This is a genomic window from Micromonospora sp. NBC_00421 (assembly GCF_036017915.1).
Lineage (GTDB): Bacteria > Actinomycetota > Actinomycetes > Mycobacteriales > Micromonosporaceae > Micromonospora.
The window spans coordinates 102209-114901 of sequence record NZ_CP107929.1 but is presented as its reverse complement, the minus strand read 5'-3'; the positions used below and the strand labels follow the sequence as shown (position 1 = coordinate 114901).

Genomic DNA, 12693 nt, shown 5'->3' with positions numbered 1-12693 from the left:
AGATGCCCGCGTCACCGGCTGACCCGACTCGCCAGGGGCTATGTGGTCGCGGCCGGATACGGCTCGTACTGGACGGTTCTTCCGCTACGGGAAAAGACTGAAAAGCCCTGCAAAGTATGCGCGGTCATCACTCGATCCGGCAGTCCCAGGCGGGCCACCGCCCGCACCGGCACCACGCCTTTCAGGTAGACCACCTCCGACACCTTGCCGGCAATAATCGCATCTACCACTTCTCGACAGGCAAGGAACAACTCCTCGGGCGACTCGTCAACGAAATCGAGGATGGACATCTCGCCGAACTCGATCGTCAGCTCATCCGCGTCCTGCGGAAAGACGGTGAAGCCACAAGCCTTCGCATTACCCGGCGCGACCTCGACCGCCCTCCTGACACCACTCCCCACGACCCGCACCTGGGTCTCATCATTGACCTGAGCCCGGACATGGTCCGCCAACTCGTCCAGAAATTTCAGCAAACGCATGCCATTCAGCCTCAGCACGGGTCGCGGTGAAAGTAGCGGGCTACACGGCCACCACTTCCTGGCAGCACCGCCTCCTGGCGGGCCGGCGCGGAGGCTACGAGCGCCCGACGACCCCGACGACCCCGACGACGAACGCGCACCAGGCCGACGGGCCGAAAGCCAGCACCGGCCCGCCCGGGTCCTTGGAATCACGCACCACCACCACGCCGGGTAGGTTGTCCGCCACCTCGACGCACGCCCCACCCTGGCCGTTGCTGCGGCTGCTCTTGCGCCACCGGGCACCACTCAGATCCATGTCTCCGCCACTTCCGCTATCAACTCAAGAGACTGCTGCTGCGATAGTGCCTCGCCCCGGATCGACTCCCAAACCTCGACCATCTGCCGCAGAAAGTCGGAACGGTCGATCACCTGTCCGTGGAGCTGACCCTCCTGGTAGACGACGTCCTCCCCCTGGGGTGAGGTGGCGATCACGAAGGGGCCATTGATCCCAGGGTACGCGCCGGCAGATAGCGGCACGACCTGGATTCGGACCCGGGGCAGCGTCGAGCCGAGCTTCACCAGGTGGCGCAACTGTTCGTGCATCACCTCCGAGCCGCCGATCCGGCGACGCAGCACGTACTCGTCAATGACGGCGGTGAGCAGCGGCGGCCGGTCGCGGGGGAGCACCGCCTGACGATCCAGCCGCGCCGCCACCTGCTGCTCGATCTCGTCAGACGCGAACAACCCGCCGCCGGACAACAATGCGTGAGCGTATGCCTCGGTCTGCAGAAGCCCCGGCACACAGATCGGCTCGAACCAGCGCAGCGCGGTTGCCTCGTACTCGATGCCGGTCCAATCACGCGCCCAGGGCACCACGGTTTCGCGACTGATTCGGCGTTGGATGCGCTCGAACCGGCCGTCGGTGGCGAGCACCGCGTCGCAGCGGCGCGCGAAGTCCAGGCTCGGTCGACGCTCGCAGGTCTCCACCTTGGCCACCAGCGCGCCCGAATAGCTCAGCGCCTCGGCCAGCGTCGCCTGGGACATCCCGGTGGCGGCCCGAGCCAGCCGCAACTCCTCCGCGAAGTAGTCCAGCATGGACGAGCTTTCCACGGACAGCCTCCATACATCGTCGTACCAGTCGGAATCGGCCGAACCACGCCCCGGCCGTCGGCGGGTCAGACCTCCCACCGTAGCCGGAACATCAACAGACTGTCACGCAGCGGAACCGCTCCCGGGATCGGACGGTGGGCGGAACCAGGCCGGGAGCGTCCGCTGACGACGATGTCGGCGGGCGCTCCCCTCCACCGTTGACGGAGGCTCGACCATGCGACCCGTTCCCCGGCGACACCCGCATGTCATCGCGGTACCGCCGGCCGCACAGCGGCGATCCATGTCCCGGCGGCATTCGCAGGCTCTCGCGGTACCCCACACCGCGCAGCGGCGGAAGGGATAGACACCAATGCCCCGCTACCGCCCGCACGTAGCTGCCCGCCCCTCCTGGCGTTGCCGGGTGTGCGGGGCAGCCTGGCCTTGCTCGCCGGCCCGACTGGCGCTGCTCGGGGAGTACCGCGAGGATCGCACCGCCCTGTTGTTCTACCTGGGCACCATGTTGGGCGAGGCGATGAGCGACCTCGCCACCCTGCACGACGGCGTCACGCCACCCGACCTGACCGCACGCATCGTCACCTGGGCGCGAGCCCGATGACCTGACCGGTTCGAGGCCGAGCGACTGAGATCTTGGAGGATTTCGGCCCCTCTGGGGGCCGTTTACTACCAAGATCTACCCGGGTCCGGGTTCGCAGCCCCGTGATCAACTCAGTGGGGTCGGTGGAACGGTGTCGGCTTCGCTTTGATACCCGCCCTGTCGTCGCAGGTGCAAACGCGTCCAGCGACCGCGCGGGGCGGCACCCGTTCCGGGTCAGAGGTCGGCGGGGGCGGTGGCGGCGCGGGCGGCGGCGACGAGTTGGTCGGTCTCGGCGCGTACCCCGTCGGCGTCGACCGGGGTGCCGGGGTCGTAGCGGACCGTCCAGGTCAGACCGTCCGCCCCGGCCACCCGCCGGGCCGCGATCCGGCCCGAGCCGCCGGGCACCGCGTGCTGCTGGGTGTACGCCACCGAGCGGGTCACCCGCGCGCGCACCTGATGCGGCAGGTCCCCCGGATCGAGCAGCAGGTACGTCTCGACGGGACGGTCGGCGACCACCTGGTAGCCGTCCCGCTCGGCGACCGTCTCCGCCACCGTGACGGTCAGCTCCCGCCCGGACCAGACGGCCTTGAGGATGTCGTGCCAGCCCAGCCGCTCTCCCCGGCCGGGCAGCCAGAGCCCGAGGTTGGTGGCCACCAGCACCCCGCCACCGGCACCCGCCGGCGCTGAGGTGCTCCCCCCGCCGTCGACGCCTGCCGAAGCACCGTCGCCCACGCCTGCCGAAGCACCGTCGCCCACGCCTGCCGAGGCACCGTCGCCGACAGCGTCCGGGGCGTCCTCGCTGCTGCTGGCAGCTGCCGCCGCGCCGGCACGGGTGGCCGTACCCTCGTCGTCGCCCCCTGCCGACGCGCGGGCAGGAGCGCCGGTCGGTGTGCCGGCGCTGCCGGCGGCGGTCGGTGTGCCGGCGGCGGCCCAGGCCAGCACCCGTTCACCGGCGGCCAGCGCGGGGCGGGCGGCGGGCGGCAGCTTGGGTTTGCGGCCGAACAGTCCCATCAGAGTCCTCCTGCGGCCTGCTCGCGCAGGGCCCGCGCGTGCTGTTCCAGCGAGAGCAGTTCCCCGAACAGGGCGAAGTACTCGTCTTTCTGGTTGACCGGGTTGATCCGCTGGATCTTGGACTTGAGGTCCCGGATCCGGGCGGTCACCGAGCCCCACTGCAACTGGGCGAGGGTACTGGAGACGTACCTCGGGTCGGGTTCGCCGTCGAGCCGCAAGGGCTCCACGGCCAGCTCACCGACGAGCGCCTGGGCGGCCAGGTCCTCGCAGGCGTCGCGGACCGCCTCGATCCACACCGCGCCGCCGGCCGCCGTCGCCACCCCGCCGGCCGCCGCTATCGCCGTACGGACGGCGACGTGCACCGGGTGCCGGTATTCCACAGCCTCGACCGCGTCGAACATCGGCCCGGCGAGGACCGGCTCCTGCAGGGCGAGCTTCAACGCCTCCCGCTCGACCATCGACTCCGGACTGTCCACTGCGGGCGTGGCCGGGCGGGTCCGGCCCCGGGGCGGGGCGGCGGCCTCCCGCTCACCGGGAGCGTGGGCGGCGGCCAGCACCGCCCGCTGCACCGGCTCTATCTCCATGCCGAGGTCACCGGCGAGCTTGCGGACGTACTCGGGGCGTTTCTCCAGGTCTTTGATCTTGGCGACCAGCGGGGCGGCCCGGCGCATCGCCTCCACCCGGCCGTCCACCGTGTCCAGGTCGTAGCGGTTGATCACGTGCCGGAGGGCGAAGTCGACAAGCGGCTCGCGGCGGGCCACCAGGTCGCGGATCGCCAGGTCACCCTTTGCCAGCCGCAGGTCGCACGGGTCCATGTTGTCCGGGCTGACCGCGATGAAGGTACGCCCGACGAAGCGCTGGTCGTCCTCGAAGGCGCGCAGCGCGGCCTTCTGACCGGCGGCGTCCCCGTCGAAGGTGAAGATGACCTCGCCGGCCACCGCGTCGGTGTCGAGCAGCAGCCGGCGCAGCACGGAGATGTGGTCGGCGCCGAAGGCGGTGCCGCAGGTCGCCACGGCGGTGGGGACCCCGGCCAGGTGGCACGCCATCACGTCGGTGTAGCCCTCGACGACCACCACCCGGCCCTGCTTGGCGATCTCCCGCTTGGCCTGGTCGATGCCGTAGAGGACGTGCGACTTCTTGTAGATCGGCGTCTCGGGGGTGTTCAGGTATTTCGGGCCGTCGTCGTCGTCGAAGAGCTTCCGCGCCCCGAAGCCGATCACGTCACCGGCGATGTCCCGGATCGGCCACATCAGCCGGCGGCGGAACCTGTCGATCAGGGTGCCCGAACGGGACGGCCGGGACAACCCACCGGTGACCAGCTCGTCATGGCTGAACCCCTGCTGGCGCAGGTGCTTGGTGAGCAGGTCCCAGGCGTCCGGGGCGAAGCCGCAGCCGTACCGCTGCGCGGCGGCGCGGTCGAAGCCGCGCCGGGCCAGGAACTCCCGGGCCGGACGGGCGCCGGCCGTGGTGAGCTGCGACTGGTAGAACTCCACGGCGGCGGCGTGCGCGGCCACCAGCCGCTGCTTCTGCCCCTGCTGCGGGCGGGCCCGGGGGGCGGCCTGGTCACCCTCGACGTAGCGGAGCTGGATGCCCACCCGGTCGGCGAGCCGCTCGACGGACTCGACGAAGGTGAGATGCTCGGCGTCCATCAGGAACTTGATCGCGTCGCCGCCGACCCCGCAGCCGAAGCAGTAGAAGACGTTGCGGGCCGGCGAGACGTTGAACGACGGGCTCTTCTCGTCGTGGAACGGGCAGAGGCCCTTGAGGTTGCCGCCGCCTGCCGACTTGAGGGTCACCGTGTCCGAGATGACCTCGGCGATGGAGGTGCGCTCGCGGACCAACGCGATGTCCTCGTCCCGGATCCGGCCAGCCACCGACGCCACCCCCTCGGGCTACATCCTGCCCTGCCGCACCGACGATCCGCCGCCGGGGGGACGCCGGGTGACCCACACCGCCGGCGGCCAGGTCAGCCGACGGCGGCGGCCTCCTCGGCCTCGACCTGACGGTTCCAGTCCGGCTTGGTGGAGCGCCAACCCTCGTCGTCCAGGCCCTGCCGCCAGTAGCCGGAGATGGACAGCGCCTCCCGGGGCACCGACCGCTCGACCCGCAGCAGCCGACGCAGTTCCTTGACGAAGGTGGCCTCGCCGTGCACGAACGCGTGCACCCGACCGGGCGGGAACTCCAGCGCACGCACCGCCTCGACCAGCGCCTCCCCGACCGGCCTGTCGCCCCGGTGCAGCCAGGTCAGCGCCACCGCGCCGGGGCTGCGCAACGGCTGTTCCTCGGCCCGGTCGGCGATCTCGACCAGGACGACCGCCGGGGCACCCTCGGGCAGCCGCTCCAGCGCGGCGGCGATCGCCGGCAGGGCGCTCTCGTCGCCCACCAGCAGGTGCCAGTCCGCCGTCGGATCCGGCGCGTACGCCCCACCCGGGCCGGTGAACAGCACCTCGTCGCCGGGCCGCAGCCCGGCCGCCCACGGACCGGCCAACCCCTCGTCCCCGTGGTGCACCACGTCGACGGTCAACTCTCCGGCCGAGGCGTCCCAGGCCCGCACGGTGTACGCCCGCAGCCTCGGCCACTGCTCGCGTGGCAGCTCACGACGGATCGCCGCGTAGTCCATCGGGCGCGGATAGTCGACCCCGGCGACCGGAAATACGATCTTGATGTAGTGGTCGGTGAACTCACCCACCGGCAGCCCCGCCAACTCCTCCCCACCGAGAACGAGCCGCACCAGATGCGGCGTGGGCCGCCCCACCCGCACCACCCGCGCCGAAGTAACCGCCCTAACCCGTTCCGCCATGCACTAAGGCTACCCTAACTCCCCACCCCACCCCACCCTCCCACCCCACCCCGCGCCCCCCACCCCGCCCCGCGCCCCGCCCCGCCCCGCCCCCGCCCCGCCCCCGCCCCGGTGATCAAGAGGTTTAGGTCAATTTGAAGATCAACAATGACGCAAACTTCTTGATCACCGGGGCGAAAGGGCGGGGCAGGGCGGTGGCGGGGTGGGGTGGGGTGGGGTCAGGTTGGGCGGGCGTGCCAGGCGAGCGCGGCCGGGTCGGTCAGCGAGGCAACCTGGTCCACCACCACCCGCAGCCGGGCCGCGTCGTCGGGGGCGGCCCGCCACAGCGGGGCGAAGACCGGGTCGAGCACGTCCGGCGCCCGCTGTGCCAGCACCCCGACCAACTCGGTGAGGATCTCCCGCTGTCGCTCGTAGCGGCCCTGCGCGTCAGGGCGGCGCATCACGTACCGCAGGGCGATGCCCTTGAGCAGCGCGCACCGTACCCGCAGCGGCCCGGGTACGACGAGGTCGGCGGCGTAGCGACGGTGCGGCCCGGGACCGAACCGGGCCGTGGTGGCGGCCACGGCGCTCGCCACGAAACGGCCGGTCAACGCGCTGGTGGTGGCCTTGAGCGCGACCTGGGCGCGATGGCTACCGTCGTAGCCGGCCAGCGGGACGAGCAGCGGATCGGCGAGCAGTTCCCGCAGTGCCTCGCCGAGGTGGTCAGGCGACTCGGTGGAATAGGTGGCTGCCACGTCGGCGCAGAGGGCGGCCCGCTCGTCCGGGTCGGCGAGGAGTGGGCGCAGTGAGACGTAGCCGCCGTGGATGCCGTCCTCGACGTCGTGCACCGAGTACGCCACGTCGTCGGCCCAGTCCATCACCTGCGCCTCCAGGCACCGACGGGCCCCACCGAACGGGTCGACGGCGGACGGGGCGGTGGTGGAGGGGGTGCCGGTGCGGAGCCAGTCGAAGACCGGGCGGTCGTCGCCGTAGACGCCGAACTTGCGCAGCCCCGGGCGGCGGGGCCAGGGGTACTTGCTGACCGCGTCGAGCGCGGCCCGGGTGAGGTTGAGCCCGGCGGGGCTGCCGTCCGGGGCCAGCACCTTGGCCTCCAGCCGGGTGAGCACCCGCAGGGTCTGCGCGTTGCCCTCGAAGCCGCCGCAGGGCGCGGCGAGTGCGTCCAGGGTGTCCTCGCCGTTGTGGCCGAACGGCGGGTGCCCGAGGTCGTGGGCCAGCCCGGCGGTGTCCACCAGATCCGGATCGCACCCGAGCCGGGCACCCATCTCCCGGGCGATCTGGGCCACCTCCAGCGAGTGGGTCAGCCGGGTACGCAGGAAGTCGTCGGTGCCGGCGACGTGCACCTGGGTCTTCGCGGCGAGCCGACGGAACGCGGCCGAGTGCAGCACCCGGGCCCGGTCCCGCTCGTACGGGGACCGGCCGTGGCCGGTGTCCTTCGGCGTCTCCTCGACCCACCGCTGCGCGTCGAACGACTGCCCGGCGGCTGGTGGGACGGGCACCTCAGCCATCCGGCCACCCCTCACGGTCGTACCCCATGGTCGCGGGAGACCAGGTTACGCCGCGCCACGCCGGACCACGCACGTGCCGAGACGCCGGGACGACGCCCACCGGCGACGGGCAGGGCCGCCGCCGGTGGACGTCGCGGCGGTCAGCGGCTGTCGGAGCCGGTGGTCTCGATGGCGGCCCGACCGGCCTCCAGCCGGGCGACCGGCACCCGGAACGGCGAGCAGGAGACGTAATCCAGCCCCACCTCGTGGAAGAAGTGCACCGAGTCGGGGTCGCCGCCGTGTTCGCCGCAGATGCCGAGCTTCAGCCCGGGGCGGGCGGCCCGGCCCTCCTCGGCGGCGATCCGGATCAGCCGGCCGACCCCGTCGCGGTCGATCGACTCGAACGGGGAGATGCCGAAGATGCCCAGCTCCAGGTAGCGCCAGAAGAACGCGCCCTCGACGTCGTCGCGGGAGAAACCCCAGGCCATCTGCGTCAGGTCGTTGGTGCCGAAGGAGAAGAACTGCGCCGCCTCGGCGATCTGCCCGGCGGTCAGCGCCGCCCGGGGTACCTCGATCATGGTGCCGATCAGCACCTCGACCCCGCTGTCCCCGACCACCTCGGCGATGATCTTCTCGGCCTCGGCGCGTACCGTCTCCAGTTCCTGGACCGCGCCGACCAGCGGCACCATGATCTCCGGGCGGGCCGCGCCGCCGTCGCGGGTGACCGCGACGGCAGCCTCGGCGATCGCCCGCACCTGCATCGCGAACAGGCCGGGGATGACCAGGCCGAGGCGCACACCGCGCAGGCCGAGCATCGGGTTCTCCTCGTGCATCCGCCGGACGGCGGCGAGCAGCGCCTCCTCCTTGGCGACGTCCTCGCCGCGTTCCTGGGCGACCGCGACGTTGACCGCGAGCTGCTCCAGCGGGGGCAGGAACTCGTGCAGCGGCGGGTCGATCAGCCGGACGGTGACGGGCAGGCCGTCCATCTCGCGGAAGATCTCCACGAAGTCCTGGCGCTGCAGGGGCAGCAGAGCGGCGAGGGCGTCGGTGCGGTCCGCGTCGGTGGCCGCGAGGATCAGCCGTTCGACAAGTTCCCGGCGGTCGCCGAGGAACATGTGCTCGGTGCGGCACAGGCCGATGCCCTCGGCCCCGAAGCGCCGGGCCCGCGCCGCGTCCGCCCCGGTGTCGGCGTTCGTCCGGACGGCCAGCCGCCGCCTGTCGTCGGCGTGCGTCATGATCCGGTGTACGGCCCGGACCAGCGCGTTGTCGACGTGCGCCGGGTCGAGGCTGCCCTCGAAGTACTGCACCACCTCGGACGGCATGACCGGCACCTCACCCAGGTAGACCTTGCCGGTGGTGCCGTCGATGGAGACGACGTCCCCCTCACCGACTGTGTGCCCGCCGACGGTGAACCGCTTCGCCGGCACGTTGACCTCGATCTCGTCGGCCCCGGAGACGCAGGTCTTGCCCATCCCCCGGGCCACCACGGCGGCGTGGCTGGTCTTGCCGCCGCGCGAGGTGAGGATGCCCTGGGCGGCGATCATGCCGTTGAGGTCGTCCGGGTTGGTCTCCCGACGGACCAGGATCACCGACCTGCCCTCGGCGGCCAGTTCGACCGCGCGGGCGGAGGTGAAGACCACCGCGCCGGAGGCGGCCCCCGGGGAGGCGCCGATGCCCGTGGCGACCGGCGCGAAGTCGTGGTCGAGCTGGAAGCGGGGGAACATCAGCTGGGCGAGCTGCGCCCCGTTGACCCGGTGCAGCGCCTCGTCCAGGTCGATCAGGCCCTCGTCGACGAGCTGGCCGGCGATGACGAACGCGGCGGCGGCGGTGCGCTTGCCCACCCGGGTCTGGAGCATCCAGAGCTTGCCCCGCTCGATGGTGAACTCGATGTCGCAGAGATCCTGGTAGTGCCCCTCCAGCCGGGCCATGATGTCGAGCAGCTCGTGGTAGGACCGGCTGTCCAGCCGTTCCAGCTCCTGCAACGGCACGGTGTTGCGGATGCCGGCGACGACGTCCTCGCCCTGGGCGTTGGCCAGGTAGTCGCCGTAGATGCCCTGCGCGCCGCTGCCCGGGTCACGGGTGAAGGCGACCCCGGTGCCGGAGTCGGGGCCGAGATTGCCGAAGACCATGGTCACCACGTTGACCGCGGTGCCCAGGTCGGCCGGGATGCGCTCCTGGCGGCGGTAGAGGATCGCCCGCTCGGCGTTCCACGACTCGAAGACCGCCCGGATGGCCAGGTCGAGCTGTTCGCGCGGCTCCTGCGGGAACTCCCGCCCGGTGTGCTTGACGAAGATCTTCTTGTACGCCTCGACCAGCCCGCGCAGGTCGTCGGCGTCCAGGTCGAGGTCGTCGTGCGTACCCTTGGCCCGCTTGACCTCGTCGAGGGCGTGCTCGAACTCCTCGCCCGGCACCTCGCAGACGGTCTTGCCGAACATCTGGATCAGCCGGCGGTAGGAGTCCCAGGCGAACCGGTCCGCCCCGTCGGAGCCGGCGGGGTCGGCGCTGCCGCTCGCCTGCCGGGCGAGCCCCTGCACGCTGCGGTCGTTGAGGCCGACGTTGAGGACGGTCTCCATCATGCCGGGCATCGAGAACCGGGCGCCGGAGCGTACCGAGACCAGCAGCGGGTCCTGCGGGTCACCGAGGCGACGGCCCATCTCGCGTTCCAGCGCCTCCAGGTGGGCCTCGATCTGCCCGGCCAGCCCGTCCGGCTCCCGCCCGGTCGCCAGGTACGCCTTGCAGGCCTCGGTGGTGATGGTGAAACCGGGGGGCACCGGCAGGCCGAGATTGGTCATCTCGGCGAGGTTGGCGCCCTTGCCACCGAGCAGGTCCCGGAGCTCCTTGTTGCCCTCGGCGAAGTCGTAGACGTACTTGTCGTCAGCCTTCTCTTGCGCTGTCACCAGAAGCCTCCCACGCGCGCCGGAATTGACACTTAACGAAGGTTTAGTTCTGAGCTACCCCGGGGCTGGCCTCCGGCAATCCGGCCTGGTCAGCGTTCGGTGGGCGAAGGTTAAGCGAACATCGGGCGGGCTGGGGCCGTTCGGTGACAATAGGCACAGCCATCACGACTATCCGCGTTCGCACCGGTTTCTGGGAACGCTTCCATGCGCACGATCACGCAATTACGGTTCCTCCTCGTACCCTTGACGTCACCGGTTCCGCCAAACCTGACCTTTGCCATATCCCTCGCGGATACACCCCTCGGAGCTGCCCCGTGTCGCTCACCCCACGTACCGGCGTCGTCCCCGTCCCCGAGCAGCCGCAACGGCCCGACGCCGGCCCGACCCCGGACGAGCCGCCCACTGTCGCGCCCGCCGCCCCCGGCGAGCCGCCCACTGTCGCGCCGCACGGGCCGCCCACGGTTTCACCGTCCGCGACCGAGCTGGCGCGCAGTGCCGCCGAGGCTGCCGGTCGGCAACTCGCCCGGCCGACGATCGGCCTGGGCGACGTGGTGCCGGCGCCCGGGTCGGTCCGGCCGCAGCCGACCGCCGACTTCGTCCTACCGGCCGACGCGGCGGTACGGGTGAGCGCCGACCCGGCCGCCCGGGAGGTCGCCGAGCACCTCGCGGAGCTGCTCCGCCCGGCCACCGGTTACCCGCTACCGGTCACCGACCTGCCGACCGCACCGGGCGCGCTTCAGCTCACCCTGTCCGCCGTCGCACCGCACGGCGCGGCGGAGGCTACGTCCGGGGGTGACGAGGGATACCGGCTCGACGTCGACGTCGACGGGGTACGGATCACCGCCGACACCGCGACCGGCCTCTTCCACGGCGTACAGACACTGCGGCAGCTGCTGCCGGTGGCGGTGGAGAGCAGGACGCCGGTGACCGAACGCTGGGTGGTGGCCGGCGGCACCATCGTCGACCGGCCCCGCTTCCCCTACCGGGGCGCGATGCTCGACGTGGCCCGGCACTTCTTCGCCGTCGACGACGTGCTCCGGGTGATCGACCACCTGGCCCGGTACAAGCTCAACCACCTGCACCTGCACCTCACCGACGACCAGGGGTGGCGGATCGCCGTGGACTCCTGGCCCCGGCTGGCCGCCGTCGGCGGGCGCACCGAGGTGGGTGGTGGCCCCGGTGGCTGGTACACCGCCGCCGACTACCGGCGCATCGTCGGGTACGCCGCCCGTCGGCACGTCACCGTCGTACCCGAGGTGGATCTGCCCGGCCACACCAACGCGGCACTTGTCGCGTACCCCGAACTCGCGCCGGACAAGGCCGCGCCGCCGCCGTACACCGGCACCGAGGTCGGCTTCAGCTACGTCGACCCCACCAGCGAGCGGACGTACGACTTCGTCTCCGACGTGCTCGGTGAGGTCGCCGCGCTGACCCCCGGGCCGTGGCTGCACCTCGGCGGCGACGAGGCGTACAAGGTGAAGGGTGCGGCGTACACCGGTTTCGTGCAGCGGGCGCAGCGCGTCGTCGCCGGGCTCGGCCGGACCGTGGTCGGTTGGCACCAGATCGCCCCCGCCGACCACGTCGAGGGCCGGGTCCTCCAGTGGTGGGGCACCAACGGCGACGACCCGGCGGTGGCCGAGGCGGTACGCCGGGGCGCCCGGTTGATCCTCTCCCCCGGCAACCACGCGTACCTGGACATGAAGTACGCCCCGGACACCCCCATCGGACACGACTGGGCCGGTCTGATCGACGTGCACCGGGCCTACCACTGGGACCCGGCGACCCACCTGACCGACGTCCCCGCCGAGGCGGTGCTCGGCCTGGAGGCCCCGCTCTGGACGGAGTCGGTTACCTCGCTGGCCGAGATCGAGTTCCTGTTCTTCCCACGCCTGCCCGCCCTCGCCGAACTGGCCTGGTCCGCGCCGTCGACCCGGAGTTGGGCCGGCTTCCGGGAGCGGCTCGCCGGCCACGGCCCGCGCTGGCGCGCCGCCGGCATCACCTTCCACCCGTCCCCGGAGATCCCCTGGCCCACCAGGTCAGCCGGCGGGCACCTCCCCGGCACCGCAGAACCCCCGAACCCGCCGCCACTCCGACCTGCCACCCCTCCGCCCCTCCGACCACAGCCGGTCACTTCGGGCACACAGGGCCCATAGATCACATAGAGTGACTGCTCTCCGGCCGACCACCACATACCTCCCTCGGACACTTTGCTCTGCCGCCACATACGCACCAGGCACACCAGGTGACCGTCGCGGGGAGGGCAGCAGAGCAAAGTGGGTGGAGGGTGAGGGTGCGGGCGGCTTGTGTATCACACTGGGTGACCGAATTCGGGGGTTGCCGACGGGTGTCGTCAGTGGCG

General features: G+C 71.8%; 9 protein-coding genes and 1 pseudogene. 2 read left to right on the top strand and 8 right to left on the bottom strand.

Going from position 1 to position 12693, the window contains the following annotated elements; translation table 11 throughout:
* Positions 1–38 precede the first annotated feature (38 nt).
* From OHQ87_RS00530 to OHQ87_RS00520, 3 genes are all read right to left on the bottom strand, one after another.
* Positions 39–479, bottom strand: a complete 441-nt coding sequence (locus OHQ87_RS00530; protein WP_328343910.1) for a hypothetical protein — start codon at positions 477–479, stop codon at positions 39–41.
* 94 nt (positions 480–573) lie between these two features.
* A complete protein-coding gene (locus OHQ87_RS00525) occupies positions 574–774 on the bottom strand; it encodes a DUF397 domain-containing protein (protein ID WP_328343908.1) in 201 nt (66 codons plus the stop codon).
* Entirely contained in the window at positions 765–1553 is a 789-nt protein-coding gene (locus OHQ87_RS00520; protein WP_328343906.1) for a helix-turn-helix domain-containing protein, read from the bottom strand. The genes OHQ87_RS00525 and OHQ87_RS00520 overlap by 10 nt, the downstream gene beginning before the upstream one ends.
* A gap of 364 nt (positions 1554–1917) precedes the next feature.
* Between OHQ87_RS00520 and OHQ87_RS00515 the strand changes: the two genes are divergently transcribed.
* The gene (locus tag OHQ87_RS00515; RefSeq protein ID WP_328343904.1) at positions 1918–2163 is read left to right on the top strand and encodes a flavin reductase; all 246 of its coding nucleotides are present in this window, start codon (positions 1918–1920) and stop codon (positions 2161–2163) included.
* A 213-nt stretch (positions 2164–2376) separates the two neighbouring features.
* Here OHQ87_RS00515 and OHQ87_RS00510 read toward each other — a convergent pair.
* The 5 genes and pseudogenes from OHQ87_RS00510 to ppdK all read right to left on the bottom strand — a co-directional run.
* Positions 2377–2829 (bottom strand): annotated as a pseudogene (locus OHQ87_RS00510) (hypothetical protein); the annotation flags it as partial.
* A 323-nt stretch (positions 2830–3152) separates the two neighbouring features.
* On the bottom strand, positions 3153–5027 hold the full coding sequence (gene dnaG, locus OHQ87_RS00505) for a DNA primase (RefSeq protein ID WP_442930634.1): 1875 nt from the start codon (positions 5025–5027) through the stop codon (positions 3153–3155).
* A gap of 92 nt (positions 5028–5119) precedes the next feature.
* Positions 5120–5953: a siderophore-interacting protein gene (locus tag OHQ87_RS00500; protein ID WP_328343900.1), complete on the bottom strand. Its 834-nt coding sequence runs from the start codon at positions 5951–5953 to the stop codon at positions 5120–5122.
* Between the two features lie 218 nt (positions 5954–6171).
* On the bottom strand, positions 6172–7458 hold the full coding sequence (locus tag OHQ87_RS00495) for a deoxyguanosinetriphosphate triphosphohydrolase (RefSeq protein WP_328343898.1): 1287 nt from the start codon (positions 7456–7458) through the stop codon (positions 6172–6174).
* Between the two features lie 140 nt (positions 7459–7598).
* Positions 7599–10334 (bottom strand): pyruvate, phosphate dikinase, encoded by a 2736-nt coding sequence (gene ppdK / locus OHQ87_RS00490; protein WP_328343896.1) that lies wholly within the window; start codon positions 10332–10334, stop codon positions 7599–7601.
* Positions 10335–10648: 314 nt separating this feature from the next.
* Here ppdK and OHQ87_RS00485 point away from each other — a divergent pair, with 314 nt between their 5' ends.
* A complete protein-coding gene (locus OHQ87_RS00485; protein ID WP_328343894.1) occupies positions 10649–12487 on the top strand; it encodes a beta-N-acetylhexosaminidase in 1839 nt (612 codons plus the stop codon).
* Positions 12488–12693: the final 206 nt, after the last annotated feature.